20 protein-coding genes and 2 pseudogenes are annotated in these 19558 nt (G+C 73.6%); 14 read left to right on the forward strand and 8 right to left on the reverse strand.

Going from position 1 to position 19558, the window contains the following annotated elements:
• Positions 1-26: 26 nt before the first annotated feature.
• A pseudogene (locus RM590_RS06660) lies at positions 27-530 on the reverse strand (ABC transporter ATP-binding protein); the annotation flags it as partial.
• Positions 531-585: 55 nt separating this feature from the next.
• A pseudogene (locus RM590_RS35975) lies at positions 586-825 on the reverse strand (ABC transporter permease); the annotation flags it as partial.
• On the opposite strand from RM590_RS35975, the gene RM590_RS06665 reads away from it, so the two are divergent.
• Entirely contained in the window at positions 734-1366 is a 633-nt protein-coding gene (locus RM590_RS06665) for a hypothetical protein (RefSeq protein WP_311703846.1), read from the forward strand. The pseudogene RM590_RS35975 and the gene RM590_RS06665 overlap by 92 nt on opposite strands.
• A gap of 118 nt (positions 1367-1484) precedes the next feature.
• Here the strand turns inward: RM590_RS06665 and mmpB are convergent, their stop codons facing one another.
• From mmpB to RM590_RS06675, 3 genes are all read right to left on the reverse strand, one after another.
• Complete coding sequence (mmpB, locus tag RM590_RS35980) at positions 1485-1607, reverse strand: morphogenic membrane protein MmpB (RefSeq protein ID WP_394813811.1); 123 nt, start codon at positions 1605-1607, stop codon at positions 1485-1487.
• A gap of 284 nt (positions 1608-1891) precedes the next feature.
• Complete coding sequence (locus RM590_RS06670; RefSeq protein WP_311703449.1) at positions 1892-2101, reverse strand: acyl-CoA carboxylase epsilon subunit; 210 nt, start codon at positions 2099-2101, stop codon at positions 1892-1894.
• 20 nt (positions 2102-2121) lie between these two features.
• Positions 2122-3648, reverse strand: a complete 1527-nt coding sequence (locus tag RM590_RS06675; protein WP_311703821.1) for an acyl-CoA carboxylase subunit beta — start codon at positions 3646-3648, stop codon at positions 2122-2124.
• Between the two features lie 183 nt (positions 3649-3831).
• Between RM590_RS06675 and RM590_RS06680 the strand changes: the two genes are divergently transcribed.
• Both RM590_RS06680 and RM590_RS06685 read left to right on the forward strand, forming a co-directional pair.
• Positions 3832-4683, forward strand: a complete 852-nt coding sequence (locus RM590_RS06680; RefSeq protein WP_311703450.1) for a biotin--[acetyl-CoA-carboxylase] ligase — start codon at positions 3832-3834, stop codon at positions 4681-4683.
• A 212-nt stretch (positions 4684-4895) separates the two neighbouring features.
• The gene (locus RM590_RS06685) at positions 4896-5930 is read left to right on the forward strand and encodes an adenylate/guanylate cyclase domain-containing protein (protein WP_311703822.1); all 1035 of its coding nucleotides are present in this window, start codon (positions 4896-4898) and stop codon (positions 5928-5930) included.
• Between the two features lie 21 nt (positions 5931-5951).
• Here the strand turns inward: RM590_RS06685 and RM590_RS06690 are convergent, their stop codons facing one another.
• Positions 5952-6224: a hypothetical protein gene (locus tag RM590_RS06690; RefSeq protein ID WP_311703451.1), complete on the reverse strand. Its 273-nt coding sequence runs from the start codon at positions 6222-6224 to the stop codon at positions 5952-5954.
• Between the two features lie 48 nt (positions 6225-6272).
• On the opposite strand from RM590_RS06690, the gene RM590_RS06695 reads away from it, so the two are divergent.
• From RM590_RS06695 to hutH, 3 genes are all read left to right on the forward strand, one after another.
• Entirely contained in the window at positions 6273-7067 is a 795-nt protein-coding gene (locus RM590_RS06695; protein WP_311703452.1) for an enoyl-CoA hydratase/isomerase family protein, read from the forward strand.
• Between the two features lie 133 nt (positions 7068-7200).
• Positions 7201-8370: a GGDEF domain-containing protein gene (locus RM590_RS06700; protein ID WP_311703453.1), complete on the forward strand. Its 1170-nt coding sequence runs from the start codon at positions 7201-7203 to the stop codon at positions 8368-8370.
• Between the two features lie 17 nt (positions 8371-8387).
• Positions 8388-9935, forward strand: a complete 1548-nt coding sequence (hutH, locus tag RM590_RS06705; protein WP_311703823.1) for a histidine ammonia-lyase — start codon at positions 8388-8390, stop codon at positions 9933-9935.
• A 41-nt stretch (positions 9936-9976) separates the two neighbouring features.
• Here the strand turns inward: hutH and RM590_RS06710 are convergent, their stop codons facing one another.
• Complete coding sequence (locus RM590_RS06710; RefSeq protein WP_311703454.1) at positions 9977-10153, reverse strand: hypothetical protein; 177 nt, start codon at positions 10151-10153, stop codon at positions 9977-9979.
• 71 nt (positions 10154-10224) lie between these two features.
• On the opposite strand from RM590_RS06710, the gene RM590_RS06715 reads away from it, so the two are divergent.
• The 5 genes from RM590_RS06715 (at position 10225) to RM590_RS06735 (ending at position 14296) form a co-directional block, all read left to right on the forward strand.
• A complete protein-coding gene (locus RM590_RS06715; RefSeq protein ID WP_311703455.1) occupies positions 10225-10551 on the forward strand; it encodes a hypothetical protein in 327 nt (108 codons plus the stop codon).
• Positions 10552-10693: 142 nt separating this feature from the next.
• Positions 10694-11956, forward strand: coding sequence for a L,D-transpeptidase family protein (locus tag RM590_RS06720; RefSeq protein WP_311703456.1), 1263 nt, complete (start codon positions 10694-10696; stop codon positions 11954-11956).
• Between the two features lie 155 nt (positions 11957-12111).
• The gene (locus RM590_RS06725) at positions 12112-12531 is read left to right on the forward strand and encodes a GtrA family protein (protein WP_311703457.1); all 420 of its coding nucleotides are present in this window, start codon (positions 12112-12114) and stop codon (positions 12529-12531) included.
• Positions 12532-12606: 75 nt separating this feature from the next.
• Positions 12607-13119 carry a gamma carbonic anhydrase family protein gene (locus RM590_RS06730; RefSeq protein ID WP_311703458.1) on the forward strand — a complete coding sequence of 171 codons (513 nt, stop codon included), beginning with the start codon at positions 12607-12609 and terminating at the stop codon, positions 13117-13119.
• Between the two features lie 7 nt (positions 13120-13126).
• Positions 13127-14296: a fumarylacetoacetate hydrolase family protein gene (locus tag RM590_RS06735; protein ID WP_311703459.1), complete on the forward strand. Its 1170-nt coding sequence runs from the start codon at positions 13127-13129 to the stop codon at positions 14294-14296.
• Between the two features lie 22 nt (positions 14297-14318).
• Here the strand turns inward: RM590_RS06735 and RM590_RS06740 are convergent, their stop codons facing one another.
• A complete protein-coding gene (locus RM590_RS06740) occupies positions 14319-14714 on the reverse strand; it encodes a peptidase inhibitor family I36 protein (protein ID WP_311703460.1) in 396 nt (131 codons plus the stop codon).
• A gap of 202 nt (positions 14715-14916) precedes the next feature.
• Between RM590_RS06740 and RM590_RS06745 the strand changes: the two genes are divergently transcribed.
• From RM590_RS06745 to RM590_RS06755, 3 genes are read left to right on the forward strand one after another with little or no spacing between them, the layout of a single operon-like run.
• Positions 14917-17739 (forward strand): Na+/H+ antiporter subunit A, encoded by a 2823-nt coding sequence (locus tag RM590_RS06745; protein ID WP_311703461.1) that lies wholly within the window; start codon positions 14917-14919, stop codon positions 17737-17739.
• On the forward strand, positions 17736-18095 hold the full coding sequence (locus RM590_RS06750) for an NADH-quinone oxidoreductase subunit K (protein ID WP_311703462.1): 360 nt from the start codon (positions 17736-17738) through the stop codon (positions 18093-18095). The genes RM590_RS06745 and RM590_RS06750 overlap by 4 nt, the downstream gene beginning before the upstream one ends.
• Positions 18092-19552: a proton-conducting transporter transmembrane domain-containing protein gene (locus RM590_RS06755; protein WP_311703463.1), complete on the forward strand. Its 1461-nt coding sequence runs from the start codon at positions 18092-18094 to the stop codon at positions 19550-19552. Before RM590_RS06750 ends, RM590_RS06755 begins: the two co-directional genes overlap by 4 nt.
• Positions 19553-19558: the final 6 nt, after the last annotated feature.

A 19558-nucleotide genomic window follows, 5' to 3' on the forward strand; every position in this document is an offset into this window, starting at 1 on the left:
CGTAACGGCTCGGTGCCGCGCGGGTCCTACGCGGCCGGTGCGGTCCGGTCGGTGATCTCGACGTGCCCCTGCTCGATGCGGGCCAGCCGTTCACTGCGGCCGGCGATCGCGCTGTCGTGCGTGACCATGATGAACGTCAGGCCCAGCTCCCGCCATGGGGTCTCCAGCACGTCGATCACCTCGTCCCGGGTGGCCTCGTCCAGGTTGCCGGTGGGCTCGTCGGCCAGCAGCACCTGGGGGCGCTTGGCCAGCGCGCGGGCGATGGCGACGCTCCCCCAGCCTGGCGGCTGGGAGGTGCCCCCATGCTGCTGGCCGCCGGAGAGTTCGCCCGGCAGATGCCCGGCCCGCTCAGCGAGGCCGACGGAGGCCAGGGCCTCGGCGGCGAGCCGGCGGCGTTCGGCGGCGCGGGGGCGGAGGGGGACGAGCGCGGTCTCCACGTTCTCCAGCGCGGTGAGCGTGGGGATGAGGTGGAACCCCTGGAACACGAAGCCGATCCGCTGGGCGCGCAGCTTGGTCAGCGATGTCGGTGACCTGGCCCTCGTTCCCGGACAGCTCCTGCGCCCGGTCCAGCGGGATGTAGACGTCGGCGGTGGCGTCGCCGCCGGTGGCGGCGGCCAGGCCGACGATCTCGAAGTCGGTGTCCGCCAGGGGCACGCTGTCGCCGACCGCGAGCTCCTCGGCGGCGGCGTAGTCCGCGTCGAGCACGGCGACGGCCGCGCCCTCGTCGTCGGCGGTGAACGACCGCCCGTCGGTGGTCTCGGTGCCGCTGAGCGGGCCCTGGTCGGACCGGGTGACATCGGCGCCGAACACGCCGAACTGGTCCACGCCGAAGTCCGCGCCCCCCGCCGCCGATTTCCATCCGTCCCGGTCCCCGGTCGCCCTCCTCCGGAACGGCGCCCTCCTCGCCGCCCTCCATGATCTCGCCGGGGTCGGACGAGCCGGAGACGGTGAGGTTGCGCAGCTTCAGCCCACCGGACGCCTCGGCGACGCCGTCGATTCCGGCGACGGTGGCCATGTCGGACTCGTCCAGGGTGCTGAAGCCGTCCAGGATCAGCGTGCCGCTGTCCTGTTCCTCGCCCTCCTGGGCGTCGAACTCGAAGCGCGGCGGCTCGCGCCGGCCGCCCTCGCCCTCCCCGGGAAGGGTGGACTCGCCGGTCACGGTCATGTCGGTGCCGAGCCCGTACCGCGAGCGCAGCACCTCGTCCTGGGCGCGCTGCATCCCGGAGGAGCCGGCGTTCACGACCACGACGAGGGCGATGCCGAGGGCCAGGCCGGCGGCGATCACGAGTTGCGCCCTGCGGCGTCTGCGCAGCTCCCGGCGCAGATAGGTGAAGATCATGCGGGAGACGGTAGGAGGCGGCCGTGAGGGCGGCCGTGAGGGCGGCCGTGAGGGCGGCCGTGAGGGCGGCCTGAGGAGCCGATGAGAGCCGCATGAGAAGGCGGCTCCTGTGCCGTGTGCGAGGCGCCGGCCGGCGAGGAGGTGGTCAGCGGATGAGCAGCGCGGCGAGCACCATCGCCGTCGCGACCACCCACCCCACGCGGTCCAGCATGGCGCGGGCGGCCCGCGCCTCCTCGTTCGGCCTCTCGCGCATGTCCGACCACCGCATGGGCCCATGCTGCCCGTCGGGCCGGACGCGCGCCTGAGTATCCGTACTCAGATCCGTGCTAGGCCTGTATCGAGTTCCCGCCCGGGCCCGCGACGCCAGTCACGGCACCTCGCCGCTCCCCCAGACTCCGTCTGGGAGGTGCCCCCAGCCGAATCGCGCGAATACGGCCGGGTATGAGCTGCGATCCGGTGCCTTGCTGGGGGTACCTCCCAGGCCCCCAAGGGCCTGGGGGGGCACCGCGTCTGACGTCGCGGGCTGATCCGACCGGGAACTCGATACAGGCCCTAGGCGGGCCAGTAGCTCGTGCGCCAGGCGCGCGGCCCCGGCGCGGGCGGCGCGCCCGGCACGGTCCGGGCCGGGTCGGACCAGGCGCCGGGCCCCGGCGTCAGGTCCGACCCGGCCCCGGCCGCCGCCGCGGCGGCCCGGGCCTGCATCACCGCGACGGCGGCGGCCAGTTCCTCGGGGGTGGGGTTGCCCCGCACGACTCGGATCAAGGGAATCCCTCCGATGGTCCTCACAGCGGAATGTTTCCGTGCTTCTTGGGCGGCAACTGGCCGCGCTTGGTCCGCAGCGCGCGCAGCCCGCGCACCACATAACGGCGGGTCGCGGACGGCGAGATGACCGCGTCCACATAGCCGCGTTCGGCGGCGGCGTACGGATTGAGCAGCGCGTCCTCGTACTCCTGGGTCAGCCGCGCCCGGGTCTCCTCGCGCTCGTCGTCCGAGTCGAGCGCCGCCAGCGTGCGCCGGTGCAGGATGTTGACCGCGCCCTGCGCCCCCATGACGGCGATCTGGGCCGTCGGCCAGGCCAGGTTGAGGTCGGCGCCCAGGTGCTTGGAGCCCATCACGTCGTACGCGCCGCCGAACGCCTTGCGGGTGATCACCGTGATCAGCGGGACCGTCGCCTCCGCGTACGCGTAGATCAGCTTGGCCCCGCGGCGGATGATGCCGTTGTACTCCTGGTCGGTGCCCGGCAGGAAGCCCGGCACGTCGACGAACGTCAGCACCGGCACGTTGAACGCGTCGCAGGTCCGCACGAAACGGGCGGCCTTCTCCGAGGCGTTGATGTCCAGGCAGCCGGCGAACTGGAGCGGCTGGTTGGCGACGATGCCCACCGGATAGCCCTCCACCCGGCCGAAGCCGGTGATGATGTTCGGCGCGAACAGCGCCTGGGTCTCCAGGAACTCCCCGTCGTCCAGCACGTGTTCGATCGCCTCGTGCATGTCGTAGGGCTGGTTCGCCGAGTCCGGGACGAGCGTGTCCAGTTCCTCGTCCGCCGCCGTGATCTCCAGGTCCGTCTCCTGCAGGAAGGCGGGCGGCTCGGACAGGTTGTTGGAGGGCAGATAGGACAGCAGCGCCTTGACGAACTCGAAGGCGTCCTTCTCGTCCCCGGCCATGTGGTGCGCCACGCCGGAGAGCGTGTTGTGCGTGCGGGCGCCGCCCAGCTCCTCGAAGCCGACGTCCTCGCCGGTGACCGTCTTGATCACATCGGGACCGGTGATGAACATGTGCGAGGTCTGATCGACCATCACCGTAAAGTCCGTGATCGCCGGTGAGTAGACGGCGCCGCCCGCGCAGGGCCCGGTGATCACGGAGATCTGCGGGATCACGCCGGAGGCGTGCACGTTCCGCCGGAAGATCTCCGCGAACAGGCCGAGCGCCGTCACGCCCTCCTGGATGCGCGCCCCGCCGCCGTCGTTGATGCCGATGACCGGGCAGCCGGTCTTCAGCGCGAAGTCCATGACCTTCACGATCTTCTCGCCGTAGACCTCGCCGAGCGAGCCGCCGAAGACCGTGAAGTCCTGCGAATAGACGGCGACCGGGCGGCCGTCCACGGTGCCGTAGCCGGTGACCACGCCGTCCCCGTAGGGCCGGTTGTTCTCGATGCCGAACCCGGTGGCCCGGTGCCGGGCGAACTCGTCCAGCTCGGTGAACGACCCCTCGTCCAGCAGCAGATCGACCCGCTCCCGCGCCGTCAGCTTCCCCTTGGCGTGCTGCTTCTCCACCGCCCGGGCCGAGCCCGCGTGCGTCGCCTCCTCCATCCGGCGCCTGAGGTCGGCGATCTTGCCCGCGGTGGTGTGGATGCTCTCGGCCACGGCAGCGGCTCCTACTCGTCCTCGGGGGCTACTGATCCGTAGGCTAATCGCGCCCGCCCGGAGGGGCAGGGGCGGGCCGGGAACATGTGTCAGATCTCGCTCCCGCCGCACACGATCTAGGCTGACCGCATGACCTCTCCCGGGAGCCGCTGGTCCCAGCTCGACCGCCCGCCGCTCGGCGAACGGGCCCTGCGCGCCGCGCTGATCCGGCCGGACAGCCTGTGGACCCGGCTCGACGTCCTGGAGTCCACCGGGTCCACCAACGTGGACCTGATCGCCGCCGTCCGGGCCGGCCGGGCCGGTCCCGGCACCGTGCTGATCGCCGAGGAGCAGACCAGCGGGCGCGGGCGGCTGGGCCGCACCTGGAGCGCCCCGCCGCGGTCCGGGCTGTTCTTCTCGGTGCTGCTCCAGCCCGCGCCCGAGGTCCCGGCGGACCGCCTCACCTGGCTGCCGCTGCTCGCCGGGGTCGCCACCGCCGCCGCCGTGGCCCGCGCCGCGGGCGTCGACACGGCGCTCAAATGGCCCAACGACCTGCTGGTGACCGTGGACGCCGAGGAGCGCAAGTGCGGCGGCATCCTCGCCGAGCGCGCCGAGGGCGGCATGGTCGTGCTGGGCATCGGTCTCAACGTGTCGCTGCGCGCGGACGAGCTGCCCGTGCCGGGCGCCGGCTCGCTGCTGCTGGCCGGGGCCGTCTCCACCGACCGGGACCCGCTGCTGCGCGCCTGCCTGCGTTCCCTGGCCGACTGGTACACCCGCTGGACCCGCGCGGGCGGCGACCCGGAGGCGGCCGGCCTGCTGGACACGTACGCGGCGGGCTGCGCCACGCTCGGCCGCCGGGTGCGCGCGGAACTGCCCGGCGACGAGGAGCTGCACGGCACGGCGGAGGCGCTGGACGGCGAAGGGCGGCTGGTCATCGCGGCCGACGACGGCACCCGGCATCCGCTGACAGCCGCTGACATCATCCATCTCCGGGCGACGTGACTTAGGGCACACCTGCCGTAGGGTTGGGCCGTGGAAACGCGCGACGGGCGCGGCGGAGCGGAACGGTGGGGCAGTGCGCAGCGAAGGGATCGATCCCCTGATGGCGGGCGGTGGCCGTGGCCGAGGCTGACCCGGACACGCCCGCGCCGGACCCGGGGGATGGCGCCGACGAGGAGCACGCGGGGCACGCCGCGCACGCCGCCGACACCGACATCGCGGAGAACGACGAGAACATCGCGCTGCGCATCGAGCAGTTGATCCTCGGCGCCGAGCGGCAGTACACCCCGTTCCAGGCGGCTCGCGCGGCGGGCGTTCCGATGGATCTGGCCTCCCGGTTCTGGCGGGCGATGGGCTTCCCGGACATCGGCCAGGCCCGCGTGCTGACCGAGTCCGACGTGCTGGCGCTGCGGCGGCTGGCCGGGCTGGTCGAGGCGGGGCTGCTGAGCGAGTCGATGGCGATCCAGGTGGCGCGGTCCACCGGGCAGACGACGGCGCGGCTCGCGGACTGGCAGATCGACTCGTTCCTGGAGGGGCTGACCGAGCCGCCGGAGCCGGGCATGACCCGCACCGAGGTGGCCTATCCGCTGGTGGAGCTGCTGCTGCCGGAGCTGGAGGAGTTCCTGGTGTACGTGTGGCGGCGGCAGCTCGCCGCGGCCACCGGCCGGGTGGTCCAGGCGCAGGACGACGACGAGATGGTGGACCGGCGGCTCGCGGTCGGCTTCGCGGACCTGGTCGGCTTCACGCGGCTCACCCGGCGGCTGGAGGAGGAGCAGCTCGGCGAGCTGGTGGAGGCGTTCGAGACGACCGCCGCGGACCAGGTCGCGGCCCAGGGCGGGCGGCTGATCAAGACGCTGGGCGACGAGGTGCTGTTCGCGGCGGACGACGCGGGCACGGCGGCGGACATCGGGCTGCGGCTGGTGGAGACGCTGGGCGACGACCCCATGATGCCGGAGCTGCGGGTGGGCATCGCGTTCGGCACGGTGACGACGCGGATGGGCGACGTCTTCGGCAACACGGTCAATCTGGCCAGCCGGCTCACTTCGATAGCGCCCAAGGACATGGTGCTGGTGGACGGCGCGATGCGGGAGGAGCTGACCGCGGCCGGTCTGGCCCCGCAGTCCGAGAAGGCGGCCGACACGGGCGACGGCCGCGCCGCCGGGTACCGCTTCGCGCTCCAGCCTCTCTACCAGCGCCCGGTCCGGGGCCTGGGCATCGTGGAGCCCTGGCTGCTGTCCCGGCGGGGATGACCGGGCGGCTGCCCCGCCCGGTCATCCGGTGAAGAAGATATCCTGGTCGTCGAAGATCTCGATGATGAAGATCAGCAGCCGTCCGGTACTCACGGTGTACTCGATCATGATGTGCTGGGTCAGCCGGACCTCTCGGTCGTCCCCGGTCGCGCTGATCGCCCGAGTCAGCTCGCTGTAGGGGTCGCGGCTGAGCAGGTCCACGGCCTTGTCGAAGGCGGCCCGCCGTTCCCCTTCCAGACTGTCCCGCTTGGCGGCGGCTTGTTCGGTGAAGTGCACTTGGTAGCTGGGCCTCATGCCGCAATCCTATCGGCGTGCCGGAACCCCTGGATTAGTCTGCGGACCATGGACGAACGGCGGTACGGGGACTGGGTCGTGGTGCGGCGCGAGGGCCATGTGGCCGAGCTGCTGCTGGACCGGCCGGAGGCCATGAACGCGATCTCCACCGAGCTGGCCCGCCGGCTCACCGCGGCCTGCGGCGAGCTGGCGGCGGACCGGTCGGTGCGGGCGGTGGTGCTGGGCTCGACCGGCGAGCGCGCGTTCTGCGTGGGCGCGGACCTGAAGGAGCGCAACGGCCTGACCGACGCGGAGTTCGGCCGCCACCGGACGGTGCTGCGGGCCGCGTTCACCGCCGTGCTGGAGCTGCCGGTGCCGGCCGTCGCCGCGGTGTGCGGCTTCGCGCTGGGCGGCGGCTTCGAACTGGCGCTGTCCTGCGATCTGATCGTGGCCGACCCCACGGCCGTGGTGGGCCTGCCGGAGGTGACCGTCGGCGTCATTCCCGGCGGCGGCGGCACCCAGTTGCTGCCCCGGCGGGTGGGCGCGGCGCGGGCCGCGGAGCTGATCTTCACCGGGCGGCGGGTCGTGGCCGGGGAGGCGCGGGAGCTGGGCCTGATCGACGAGCTGACCGAGCCCGGCCGGGCGGCGGCCGACGCGCTGGCGCTGGCCACCCGGATCGCCGCCAACTCCCCGGTGGGCCTGCGCGCCGCCAAGCGCGCGCTGCGCACCGGCTTCGGCCTCGGCCTGCCGGCCGGCCTGGAGGTGGAGGACGCCGCGTGGCGCACGGTCGCGTTCTCCCCGGACCGCGCGGAGGGCGTGGCCGCGTTCAACGAGAAGCGCGCTCCCCGCTGGCCGGGGGAGTAGCCGGGGGCGAGCGGCCGTGCGCCCCGGCGCGTGGGGGTGACCGGTGGCGCCGCCCGGGCGCTGGCGCTCGTACGAAAGGGGCAGGGAGTAGCTGAAGGCCCCAAAGCGCGCGGAACGCTCCTAGCCTGGGCGTATGGGTGACGATATCCGGCTGCGGGCCGTCGTCGATGTGGCGCAGGGCATGGCCGCCGCGCCCGGGCTGCCCGAGGTCGCGTGGGCCGCCGCCGAGGGGGCCCGGGCCGCGCTGGGCGGATCGTTCGCCGCGATGTCCGTCTGGGAGCGGGAGCGGGGGCGGCTGCGGGTGCTGGTCAACACCGGCGAACTGGCCGAGGGCGAGGAGGAGTTCCCGGCCGACGAGTCGTACCCCGTGCGGGACTTCCCGGAGATCGCGGAGTTTCTGCACGAGCGGTGGGCGCGCGGCGGGGAGCCGCGCGCCTGGGTGGAGTCCGCCGCCGGATCGCGCGCCAGCCGCCGGGTCGCCGCCCTGCGCCGCCGGGGCCGGGGCTGCTGCGTGGTGGCGCCCGTCGTGCTGAACGGCCGGGCCTGGGGCGAGCTGTATGTGGCGCGCGGCCCGGCCGGGGAGGTCTTCGGGCGGCGGGACGCGGACTTCGCCTCCGTGCTGGCCGCGGTGGTGGCGGCTGGCCTGGTGCAGTACGAGCGGCTGGCGGAGGCGCGGCGGCTGGCGTTCACCGATCCGCTGACCGGGCTGGCCAACCGCCGGGCGGTGGACATACGCCTGGACGAGGCGCTGGAGCGGCACCGCGCCACGGGCGAGGTGGTCAGCCTCGTCGTCTGCGACCTCAACGGCCTCAAGCGGGTCAACGACACGTACGGGCACGCGATCGGCGATCGGCTCCTGGAGCGGTTCGGCGCGGTGCTCTCGCGGTGCGGGGCCGCGGTGCCGGGGGCGCTGGCCGCGCGGCTGGGGGGTGACGAGTTCTGTCTGGTGGCGGTGGGGGCGAGCGCCGCCGAGGTGGAGCGGGCCGCCGAGGAGATCTGCCGCCGGGCCCGGGAGCTGGAGCCGGGGGAGGGGGTGGCCTGCGGGGTGGCCTCGACGGGGGAGGCGATCGGCCCGTTGCGCTCCGCGCGCCGGCTGTTCCGGCTGGCCGACGCGGCGCAGTACCAGGCGAAGGCCGCCGGGTCGCCGATGCCGGTGGTGGCCGGGCGCGGCGGCCCGCACGACGTGGTGGTGGCCCTGGCGGACGCGCCGGGTGGCCGGGGCGCCGAACGCCGCCGCTTCCGCGGCCGCTCCGCGCCCCGCACCCCACGCCCCGGCGACGACGAGCGGCAATTCAGACCGTAGGGTCTCTGAATATGGCTATGCACATCGTGCTGGGTACCTCCGGCACCTCCTTCGACGACGTTCTCGCTGTCGCGCGCCACGGCGCCCCCGTCGAGCTGTCCGAGCCGGCTCTCGCCGCCATGGCCGCCGCCCGGCGCGTCATCGACGGCCTCGCCGCCCGGCCCGAGCCGGTCTACGGCGTCTCCACCGGCTTCGGCGCGCTCGCCGTCCGGCACATCGGCCCCGACCTGCGGGCCCGGCTCCAGCGCAACATCGTCCGCTCGCACGCCGCCGGCATGGGCCCGCGCGTGGAGCGCGAGGTGGTGCGGGCCCTGCTGTTCCTGCGGCTGAAGACCATCGCCTCCGGGCACACCGGGGTCCGGCCCGAGGTGGCGCGCGCCATGGCCGCCCTGCTCAACGCGGGCATCACCCCGGTCGTGCACGAGTACGGCTCGCTGGGCTGCTCCGGCGACCTCGCGCCGCTCTCGCACTGCGCCCTGACGCTGCTCGGCGAGGGCGAGGCCGAGGGCCCCGACGGCGTGGTGCGCCCGGCCGCCGAGCTGCTCGCCGCGCACGGCATCGCGCCGGTCGAGCTGCGCGAGAAGGAGGGCCTGGCGCTGCTCAACGGCACCGACGGTATGCTCGGCATGCTCGTGCTGGCCTGCGCCGACCTCGGCCGGCTGTTCACCTCCGCCGACATCACCGCCGCGCTCACCCTGGAAGCGCTGCTGGGCACCGACCGGGTGCTCGCCCCCGAGCTGCACGCGCTCCGCCCGCACCCGGGGCAGGCGGCCAGCGCCGCCAACATGCGGCGGGTGCTTGCCGGTTCGGGCCTGACCGGGCACCACCAGGACGAGGCGCCCCGGGTCCAGGACGCCTACTCGGTGCGCTGCGCCCCCCAGGTCGCCGGCGCGGGCCGCGACACCCTGGTCCACGCCCGTTCGGTCGCGGAACGGGAGCTGGCCGCCGCCGTGGACAACCCGGTCGTGGTGGACGGCCGGGTGGAGTCCAACGGGAACTTCCACGGCGCGCCCGTCGGCTATGTGCTGGACTTCCTGGCCATCGCGGCGGCCGATCTCGCCTCCATCACGGAACGCCGCACCGACCGGCTGCTGGACCGCAACCGCTCGCACGGGCTGCCGCCGTTCCTGGCGCACGACGCGGGCGTCGACTCCGGGCTGATGATCGCGCAGTACACGCAGGCCGCCGTGGTCGGCGAGCTCAAGCGGCTGGCGGTGCCCGCCTCGGTGGACTCCATCCCCTCCTCGGCCATGCAGGAGGACCACGTCTCGATGGGGTGGGCGGCGGCGCGCAAGCTGCGGGCGGCGGTGGACGGGCTGACCCGGGTCATCGCCGTCGAGCTGTACGCGGCGACTCGCGCGCTGGAGCTGCGGGACGGGCTGGGCGCCCAGGGGCTGTGGCCGGGGCCCGCGGCCCGGGCGGTCATCGGGGCGGCGCGCGCCGCGGGGGTGGGGGGACCGGGGGAGGACCGTTTCCTCGCGCCCGATCTGGCCGCGGCCGAGGCGTTCGTGGGCGGCGGCGCGCTGATCGCGGCGGCCGAGTCGGCCACCGGGCCGCTGGCCTGACCGGCACCGGCTCCGGCACCGGTCCGATCCGGTCGGGCGGGCTACTGGTTTCGGTCGAAGTCCGGGACCGTCTGCTCGACGGGGATCACGCCCGAGCCGGAGTCGCTGTCGCCGTTGGTGTAGGCCGAGGGCAGCAGCCACACCAGGCACAGGACACCGGCCGCGACGACGCTGCATATCAGCGGGCGGCGATCGAGGCCGCGGAGGTGACCGTCCATGGGGAGCGATGTTACGGGCCGGTGCGGGTCGTGGGGAAGAGGCGGCGGGCGGGCGCTTTACCCTCCGGGACATGACTGATGAACTGAGCGGCGGCACGCGCCATGTGCGCGTCCGCGTGGAGATGGTCCTGGAGATCGCCGAGCCCGACGAACTCATCCGCGCCGCGTGGGCGCGGATCGAGGGCGACGAGCTGATGCCCCCGGCGGAGCGCGATCAGGCCGCGCAGACGGTCTCGCGCGACGAGGCGGAGGCCGTCGCCTACCTCGTCGACCCCGTCGACCTGGTCGCCGAGGTGCCGGGGGTGGTGCTGGCGCAGGCGTCGTGGAGCAGCGAGCTGGCCGACTACGACCCCGAGGAGGGCTGGGGCGGCGAGGACGAGGACGACGATGTCGACTAGGGCCGAATGGCGACCGATCGAACATATGAGCTATCGAACGGATTCACTTAGAGTGGAACCGGCTGCCGCCATATGAACGTTCTCCCCCATGTGTCTTCCGGCCAGGTGGGGGGACACGGCAGCGGACGGAGCGAGCGATCTGATGAGGGACGGGATGCGGCGCAAGGGCCTGATGGCGGCAGCGGCGCTGCTCAGCGGGGTGCTGACACTGTCGGCATGCAGCGGCGGCGGGGACGACGAGCCTGCGGGGGACTCCAGGGACGGCGGCAGCGAGCAGAGTGACGCGGACCGCGCCGCCGAGGACGCGAACACCTCGACGGCAGTGATTTCCATCACTCCGGACGATGCCGCCGACGGCGTCGGGATCAATGACGACGTCCAGGTCAGCGTCGAGGGCGGCACGCTCGACGAGGTCGTCCTCACGGCCGCCGAGAGCGGCACCGAGGTCGCCGGGACCATATCCGGGGACGGGGCGAGCTGGGCCCCGGACGCCCAGCTCGACCGGGGCACCAAGTACGAGCTGTCGGTCCAGGCCAGCGACGCCGAGGGCCGCGAGGCGCACGAGACCCGCACCTTCACCACCGTCTCCCCGGAGAACAGCTTCACCGGGTACTTCACGCCGGAGGACGGCACGACCGTCGGCGTCGGCATGCCCGTCTCGCTCAACTTCGACAAGCCCATCGAGAACCGCGCCGAGATAGAGGCCGCGGTCGAGATCAACAGCACCAGCGGCCAGGAGATCGTGGGCCACTGGTTCAGCGACACCCGCCTCGACTTCCGGCCCGAGGACTACTGGGCGGCCAACAGCGAGGTCACCGTCGACCTCAACTTCGACGGGGTCGAGGGCGCCGCCGACGTCATCGGCTGGCAGGACCGCACCTTCTCCTTCACCGTGGGCCGCTCCCAGATCAGCACCGTGGACGCGGAGAGCCACCAGATGGAGGTCGTCCGGGACGGCCAGCCGCTGCGCACCGTCCCGATCTCCGCGGGCAGCGAGGAGACCCCCACCTACAACGGCATCATGGTGATCTCCGAGAAGCTCGAGGAGACCCGGATGAACGGCGCCACCGTCGGCTTCACGGACGACGACGGCGAGGGCGAGTACGACATACCCGACGTGCCGCACGCGATGCGGCTGTCCACCTCCGGGACGTTCGTCCACGGCAACTACTGGGCCGCCGACGGGGTCTTCGGCAGCAGCAACACCAGCCACGGCTGCATAGGGCTGAACGACGCCCAGGGCGCGGACGACCCGGACACGGACGGCGCCTGGTTCTTCGAGGAGTCGCTGCTCGGCGATGTGATCGTCGTCGTCAACTCCCCGGACCGGGAGATCCAGCCGGACAACGGGCTCAACGGATGGAACATGAGCTGGGCCGACTGGCAGGCGGGCAGCGCCCTCTGACCCGTCCCGCGCTCCCGCACCACCAGCACCGCCAGCACCACCGGAACCCGGCCCTTCGGCCGGGTTCCGTCGTCGAGGGAACGTACCGAGTACGTTCTCCGTCCTTCCCGGTGACAGCGGAACGCCGCGGTGGCGCGCCGCCCCAGGGGGGACGGGTGTCGGGGACCAGCAGACCGGCCGCGGTGCCGCCCATCCGCCGCCCGTTCGGACAGCTCGCGGCGTTCTCGGTGGTGGGCCTGGTCAACACGGCCGGGTACTACGCCTGTTACCTGCTGTTGCTGCGGGCGCTGCCCTATCTGGCCGCGCACATCGTGGCGTTCACGGTGAGCATGGTCGGCGCGTTCTTCCTGCACGCCCGCTTCACGTACCGGACCCGGCCCACCCGGCGGAAGTTCCTGTTGTTCCCGCTGAGCAATCTGACCAACTTCCTCGTCACCACCTGCGGTGTCTACCTCCTCGTCGATGTGCTGGGCGTGACCAGCGGGTTCGCCCCGCTGCTGGCCGCCGTGGCGGCGGTGCCGGTCACGTTCCTCGCCTCCCGGGCGATCATGCTGAGCGACCGAACGGCCGGGTGAGCGCGGATCCCGCGCGCCTGTCCCGGCCCGCCGCCGTTTACCCTGACGGCCCCGCCCGGAACGGAAGTGAGGCCCATGACCGTGCTCCCCTTCGACGGCCACCGACCCGAACTCGCCCCCGGCGCCTGGGTGGCGCCGGGCGCCACCGTCATCGGCGCGGTGCGCCTCGCCGAGGACGCCAGCCTCTGGTACGGCGCGGTCGCGCGCGCCGACACCGACCGCATCGAGATCGGCCCCGGCAGCAATGTGCAGGACGGCTGCGTCCTGCACGCCGACCCCGGCTTCCCCGCCCTCATCGGCGCCGGCGTCTCCGTCGGACACCGCGCCGTCGTGCACGGCTGCACCGTGGCGGACGACGTCCTGGTCGGCATGGGCGCCGTGCTGCTCAACGGGTCGCACGTCGGCGCCGGTTCACTCGTCGCCGCCGGAACGGTCCTGCTGGAGGGCACCCGCGTGCCGCCGGGGTCGCTGGTCGCCGGGGTGCCAGGCAAGGTTCGCCGCGAGCTGACCGACGAGGAGGCCGCCAACATCCGCCGCAACGCCGCCCACTACCGTGAACTGGCCCGCCGCCACGCCCAGGGGGAGTGATCGAACCATGGATCTGACCGATTATCTCGCCGCGATACCGCCCGAGGACGCGGACCGCGCCACGCTCATAGCCCGCGTCCACGACCCCGAGGCGGGCGGCCCCTCGGTCGTCGCCCTGCGCGGCGCCGAGCTGGCCGACCTCACCCCGCACACGCCCACCGTCGCCGATCTGCTCGACCGCCCGGACGCGGCCGAGTTCGCGGCCACCGCCCCCGCCGCCCGGACCTGGCCGGCCGCCGAGGTGCTGGCCGCCACCCTCGCCGGGCGCCGCGACGTGCCGCACTACCTCGCGCCCTGCGACCTCCAGGTCCTCAAGGCGTGCGGCGTCACGTTCGTGCGCAGCATGATCGAGCGCGTCATCGAGGAACGCGCCGCCGGCGACCCGTCCCGCGCCGCCGAGGTCCGGCGGCGCGTGCGCGAGGTGATAGGCGGGCACATCGGCGACCTGGTGCCGGGCTCGCCGGAGGCCGCCCGCGCCAAGGAGGTGCTCATCGCCGAGGGCCTGTGGTCGCAGTACCTGGAGGTCGGCATCGGCCCCGACGCGGAGGTCTTCACCAAGGCGCCGGTCCTCTCCTCGGTCGGCGTCGGCGCCGAGATCGGTGTCTGGTCGCGCTCCACCTGGAACAACCCCGAGCCCGAACTCGTCCTCGCCGTCGACTCCCGCGGCCGGGCCGTGGGCGCGACCCTCGGCAACGACGTCAACCTCCGCGACGTCGAGGGCCGCTCCGCCCTGCTGCTCGGCAAGGCCAAGGACAACAACGCCTCCTGCGCCATCGGCCCGTTCCTGCGCCTGTTCGACGACGGCTTCACGATCGACGACGCCCGGGAGCTGGACATCACCCTCCGCATCACCGGCACCGACGGCTTCGAGCTGGAGAGCGTCAGCTCGCTGCGCGAGATCAGCCGCGACCCGCTCGACCTGGTCGCCCAGTCGATCGGCGCGCTGCACCAGTACCCGGACGGGCTGATGCTGTTCACCGGCACGATGTTCGCCCCGACCACCGACCGGGACGCCCCCGGCCAGGGCTTCACCCACCACCTCGGCGACGTCGTGCGGATCTCCACGCCCCGCCTGGGCACCCTGGTGAACGTGGTCGCGCACAGCGAACAGGCGCCGCCCTGGACGTTCGGCATCCGCGCCCTGATGGCCAACCTCGCGGGACGGGGCCTGCTGTGACCCGTCCCGCGAGGGCCGGCGGTCACCTCGGGCAGGACGAGCCGCTGTCCTCGAAGCACACCGAACCCACCGTGTAGGACCCGGACAGGTTCCCGCTGACGCCCGACAGCGTGCTGCCGATGCGGCGGCCGTAGTTGGCGTCCATGTAGTAGTGCACCCGCACGGCGGACCGGTTGTAGACCGACCACGTCGTCCGGCCGTCGTTCATGAAGTCGCAGCTCGTGCGCGGCGTGTCGTTGTAGTACTGGCAGCGCGACCCGCCGCCGTCCTTTTCGGAGAAGAAGCAGATGGCCCCGCTCGAACAGTCCGCGTACGCCGCGGCGGCGCCCGGCGCGGTGGCCAGTCCGGCGCCGAACAGCAGCGCGGCGAGGGAGGCGACGACCGAGACGGCTCCGCGGATGTGGTGACGAAGACTCATATCAACTGTCCTTTCAGAAGATTCCGGGTGTGCTGAACCGCTTTCCACAACGACGCCACCCCGGCCGAAGTTGCTCTGTCCGGTCGATCCGCAATCAGCGCAATCACGTCGTTGGCCCGTTATTTCTCGCTCGTCCCGGGAACCCATGCGTGGGATCCATCCCGATCGGGGGGCGAGACGCGCGAGGCTAAGGAGCGGCGGCATGCTGGTGCTGGTCGTCGCCCACCTCTGCGTCGCCGCGACGCTCCCGGCGCTGGCGCCGCGCCTCGGGCGGGCCGTCTGGGCGGTGGCCGCGCTGCCGCCGCTGGCCGCGGTCGGCTGGGCCCTGGCGCACACGGAGCGGGTGCTGGACGAGCGGCCGGTGACCGAGAGCCTGGCCTGGGCGCCGTCGCTGGGCCTGCGGCTGGAGTTCCGGCTCGACGCGCTGGCGCTGGTGATGGTCCTGGTGGTCAGCGGCATCGGCGCGCTGGTCCTGGCCTATGGCGCGCGCTACCACCACGGCCCGGGGGCCGGCCGGGAAGCGGCCTGGCTGCTGGCGTTCGCCGGGGTGATGCTCGGCCTGGTCCTCGCCGACCACCTGCTGCTTCTCTACACCTTCTGGGAACTGACCACGGTCGTGTCGTTCCTGCTCATCGCCGGCCGCCGCCCGGACACCGGCCGGCGGCGGGCCGCCGAGCAGGCGCTGCTGACCACGGTGGGCGGCGGCCTCGCGATGCTGCTGGGCCTGGTGCTGCTCGGCCGGGTCGCCGGCACCTACCGCATCTCCGAACTGCTGGCCGATCCGCCGCGCGGCGGGCTGGTCCCGGTCGCGCTGGTGCTGGTGCTGGTGGGCGCGTTCACCAAGTCCGCGCAGCCGCCGTTCCACTCCTGGCTGCCGGCCGCCATGGTCGCGCCCACGCCGGTCAGCGCGTATCTGCACGCGGCGGCCATGGTCAAGGCCGGCGTCTATCTGGTGGGGCGGTTCGCCCCCGGCTTCGCCGAGGTGGGCCCCTGGCGCCCGCTGGTGCTGACCGTCGCGCTGACCGGCATGGTCATGGGCGCCTGGCGGGCGCTGCGCGAGACGGACCTCAAGCGGCTGCTGGCCTACAGCACCGTCAGCGAACTGGGCCTGATCATCGCGCTGTTGGGCGCCGGGACGCGCACCGCCGCGCTGGCGGGCGAAACGATGCTGCTGGCCCACGCGCTGTTCAAGTCCTGCCTGTTCATGGTCACCGGCGTGGTGGAGCACCAGGCCGGCGCGCGCGATCTGCGCCGGCTCTCGCGGGTGGGCGCGCGCCTGCGGGGCACGTTCGCCGTGGCCGCACTCGCCGCCGGGTCGATGGCCGGGCTGCCGCCACTCATCGGCTTCGTCGGCGAGGAGGCGCGTTACGAGGCGTTCCTGAGCGGCGAGGTGGCCGGAACGCCTTGGACCACGGCCGCGCTGTTCCTCGGCTCGGTGCTCACGGTCACGCTCGCCGCGCGCTATCTGTGGGGCGCCTTCGCGGCCAAACCCGGCCTGCCGGACACCCCGGCCGAGCGGCCGCCGGCCGGCTTCCTCGCCCCCGCCGGGGCCACCGCCGTGCTCGGCGCCGCCGTCGGCCTGCTGCCGACCAGCGCCGACGCCCTGGCCGCGCCCTACGCCGACGCGTACCACGATCCGCCGGGCGCCAAGCCCTACCACCTGGCGCTGTGGCACGGCTTCACCGATGTCCTCCTGCTGTCCGCCATAACCGTGGCCGCCGGCCTCGCGCTGCACCTTTGCCACCGGCGGCTGGCCGCGCTGCGCGCGCGGCTGCCCCGGCTGCCCGAGGCGCAGCGCGGCTACCGGGCGACGATCCGCGGCCTGGGCGGGCTGGCCGTGCGCGTCACCCGTTTCACCCAGGTCGGCTCGCTGCCCGTCTACCTCACCGTGGTGCTGGTCACGGTGACGCTGGTGACCACGGGGGCCCTGCTGTCCGGCGCCTCCCCCACCGGGTCGGTCGACCTGTGGCGCTCGCTGGTCGAACTGCCCCCGGCGGCCATCGTGCTGGCCGCCGCCGTCACCGTCGCCGCGACCCGGCACCGGCTGGCCGCCGTGCTGCTGACCGGCGCGGTCGGCTACGGCGTGGCCGTGCTGTTCGTCGTGCGCGGCGCGCCCGACCTGGCGCTCACGCAGTTCCTCGTGGAGACCCTGACCCTGGTCATGATGGTGCTCGTGCTGCGCCGGATGCCGCCCCGGTTCACGCCGGAGCACCGCACCCGCGCGGGGTTCTGGCTGCGCGTCACCGTCGCCCTGGCGGTGGGAACGCTCGTCGGCGTGTTCGCGTTCATCGCCACCCGGGCGCGGCGGCCGGACTCGGAGACGCCGGACTTCTCCCGGCACCTGGCCGACACCGGCATCGAGAACCCGGTCAACGCGATCATCGTGGACTACCGCGCGCTGGACACGCTCGGGGAGATCTCGGTGCTGCTGGTCACCGCGATCGGCGTGGTCAGCCTCATCCGGGTGTGGAGCGGCGAGGACACCGAGCCGAGCCACGCCGCCCCCGTCGCCGGGCCGGGCGCGCCCCCGGACCGCGCGGCCCACCGCGTTCCGGACGCCGAACGGTCGCCCGCCGCGCACTGGGACGCGCCGCGCGAACACTGGCTGCCCGGCGCCCGGGAGCGGCCCGGCGCCGAACGGTCGGTGCTGCTGGAGATCCTGACCCGCGCGCTGTTCGGCTCGATCCTCGTCCTCTCCCTCTTCCTCCTGTTCCACGGCCACTACGGGCCCGGCGGCGGCTTCGCCGGCGGCCTGGTCGCCGGGCAGGCGTTCGTCCTGCGCTATCTCGTGGGCGGGCGCACCGACCTGGGCCTGGCCGCGCCGGTGGACCCGGGCGTGCTGGCGGGCGGCGGCCTGGCGGTGGCCGCGTGCGCGGGCCTGGTGCCGCTGGCGTTCGGCGCGGCGCCGCTGACCGCGACGAGCTGGCTGCACGTCAGCACCAGCCTGATCTTCGACATCGGCGTCTACCTGCTGGTCGTCGGCGTGATCCTCAAGCTGCTGCACGCCGCGGAGGGAGCCCGGTGAGAGCCCTCGACCTGACCATGGCGCTGGTGCTGGGCGGCCTGTTCGCCACCGGCGTCCTGCTGATGCTGCAACGGTCCCTCACCCGCGTGCTGCTCGGCTTCATCCTGCTGGGCCACGGCACGAACCTGCTCCTGCTGACCACCGGCGGCGCCGACCCGCTGCCGCAGGCCATGGCGCTGACCGCGATCGTCATCACCTTCGGCGTGACCACGTTCCTGCTCGCCCTCGCCTACCGGTCCTGGCGGCTGTCCGGGCACGACGAGGTTCGCGACGACGTCGAGGACCGGCGCATCGGCACCGTGCGGGAACGCGCCGACGACGAGCCGGCCCTCGGCGTGGAGGAGGACGCCGGATGAGGGTCCTGGTGTCGCTGCCCGTGCTGCTGCCGCTGCTGGCGGCGGGCTGCTCCCTGGTGCTGGCCCGGCACACCACCGCGCAACGGCTGCTGACCGTGGTGGTGCTGACGGCCGTGCTCGCCGACGCGGTCGCGCTGCTGGTGGCCGTGCACCGCGACGGGCCGGCCCGGGTCGCGGTCGGCGGCTGGCCGCCGCCGCTGGGCATCGCGCTGGCCGCCGACCTGCTGTCCGCGCTGCTGCTGACGGTCGGGGTGCTGGTGGCGCTCGCGGTGCTGCTGTTCGCCATCGGCCAGGGCACCTCGGAGCGTTCGGGCGAGACCGCCGTCCCGTTCCACCCCGCCTATCTGATGCTGGTCGGCGGGGTCGGGCTGGCGTTCCTGACCGGCGACCTGTTCAACCTGTTCGTCGCGTTCGAGGTCATGCTCGCCTCGTCCTACGTGCTGATCACGCTGAACGCGGGCGAGGCCCGGGTGCGCGCCGGGATGACCTACACGATGACCAGCCTGACGTCCTCGCTGCTGTTCCTCACCGCCGTCGCTCTGGTGTACGCGGCCACCGGCACGGTCGCCCTGGACGAGCTGGGGCGGCGGACCGCCGGGCTGGACGAGGGGGTCCGCGCGGCGCTGGGCGCGTTCCTGCTGTGCGTCTTCGCCATCAAGGCCGCCGTCGTGCCGCTGCACTTCTGGCTGCCGGACGGTTACCCCACCGCGCCCGCCCCCATCACCGCGGTCTTCGCGGCGCTGCTCACCAAGGTCGGCGTGTACGCGATGATCCGCACCCAGGCGGAGCTGTTCCCGCGCGAGGACACCTGGTGGCTGGTGGCCGGTGCCGCGATGCTGACCATGCTCGTCGGCATCCTGGGGGCCATCGCGCAGGACGACATCAACCGTCTGCTGTCGTTCACCCTGGTCAGCCACATCGGCTTCATGCTGTTCGGGCTGTCGCTCTTCGATGTCGCCGGGTTCACCGGGACGATCCTCTACATCGTCCACCACATCGTCGTGCAGGCCGGGCTGTTCCTGGTCACCGGCCTGGTGGTGGCCCGCACCGGGACCGCCAAGCTGCACCTGATGGAGCCGGCGGACGGCGGCCCGGAGCGCGGCACGCCGCCGGTGATCACCGCCCTGTTCCTGCTGCCCGCGCTCAGCATGGCCGGGATCCCGCCGTTCTCCGGCTTCATCGCCAAGTTCGCGCTGCTGCGGGCCGCCGCCGCGCACGGCGGCGTGGCCGCCTACGCCGTCGCCGCCACCGCGCTGCTGACCAGCCTGCTCACGCTCTACGCGCTGCTGCGCGTGTGGCGCGCGCTGTCCGCGCCCGCCCCCGGGCCGCCCGCCTCGCCCGTGCTCACCGTTGGCGCGACCGCGGGCATGGTGCTGGTCGGGCTGGCGCTGGCGGCCGGCGCCGGCCCGCTGGCCGAGCTGAGCGAACGCGCCGCCACCGATCTGCTCGCCCGCTGAGGAGGA

This window comes from Streptomyces litchfieldiae (assembly GCF_031845365.1).
Classification (GTDB): domain Bacteria; phylum Actinomycetota; class Actinomycetes; order Streptomycetales; family Streptomycetaceae; genus Streptomyces; species Streptomyces litchfieldiae.

What these genes read in the sequence shown, in the direction of transcription:
- mmpB (WP_394813811.1), bottom strand. Translation starts at nt 1,607, where the DNA reads ATGCGGTGGTCGGACATGCGCGAGAGGCCGAACGAGGAGGCGCGGGCC.
- RM590_RS06675 (WP_311703821.1), bottom strand. Translation starts at nt 3,648, where the DNA reads ATGGAGGAGGCGACGCACGCGGGCTCGGCCCGGGCGGTGGAGAAGCAG.
- RM590_RS06680 (WP_311703450.1), top strand. Translation starts at nt 3,832, where the DNA reads ATGACCTCTCCCGGGAGCCGCTGGTCCCAGCTCGACCGCCCGCCGCTC.
- RM590_RS06690 (WP_311703451.1), bottom strand. Translation starts at nt 6,224, where the DNA reads ATGAGGCCCAGCTACCAAGTGCACTTCACCGAACAAGCCGCCGCCAAG.
- RM590_RS06695 (WP_311703452.1), top strand. Translation starts at nt 6,273, where the DNA reads ATGGACGAACGGCGGTACGGGGACTGGGTCGTGGTGCGGCGCGAGGGC.
- RM590_RS06700 (WP_311703453.1), top strand. Translation starts at nt 7,201, where the DNA reads ATGGGTGACGATATCCGGCTGCGGGCCGTCGTCGATGTGGCGCAGGGC.
- hutH (WP_311703823.1), top strand. Translation starts at nt 8,388, where the DNA reads ATGCACATCGTGCTGGGTACCTCCGGCACCTCCTTCGACGACGTTCTC.
- RM590_RS06710 (WP_311703454.1), bottom strand. Translation starts at nt 10,153, where the DNA reads ATGGACGGTCACCTCCGCGGCCTCGATCGCCGCCCGCTGATATGCAGC.
- RM590_RS06715 (WP_311703455.1), top strand. Translation starts at nt 10,225, where the DNA reads ATGACTGATGAACTGAGCGGCGGCACGCGCCATGTGCGCGTCCGCGTG.
- RM590_RS06720 (WP_311703456.1), top strand. Translation starts at nt 10,694, where the DNA reads ATGAGGGACGGGATGCGGCGCAAGGGCCTGATGGCGGCAGCGGCGCTG.
- RM590_RS06730 (WP_311703458.1), top strand. Translation starts at nt 12,607, where the DNA reads ATGACCGTGCTCCCCTTCGACGGCCACCGACCCGAACTCGCCCCCGGC.
- RM590_RS06735 (WP_311703459.1), top strand. Translation starts at nt 13,127, where the DNA reads ATGGATCTGACCGATTATCTCGCCGCGATACCGCCCGAGGACGCGGAC.
- RM590_RS06740 (WP_311703460.1), bottom strand. Translation starts at nt 14,714, where the DNA reads ATGAGTCTTCGTCACCACATCCGCGGAGCCGTCTCGGTCGTCGCCTCC.
- RM590_RS06745 (WP_311703461.1), top strand. Translation starts at nt 14,917, where the DNA reads ATGCTGGTGCTGGTCGTCGCCCACCTCTGCGTCGCCGCGACGCTCCCG.
- RM590_RS06755 (WP_311703463.1), top strand. Translation starts at nt 18,092, where the DNA reads ATGAGGGTCCTGGTGTCGCTGCCCGTGCTGCTGCCGCTGCTGGCGGCG.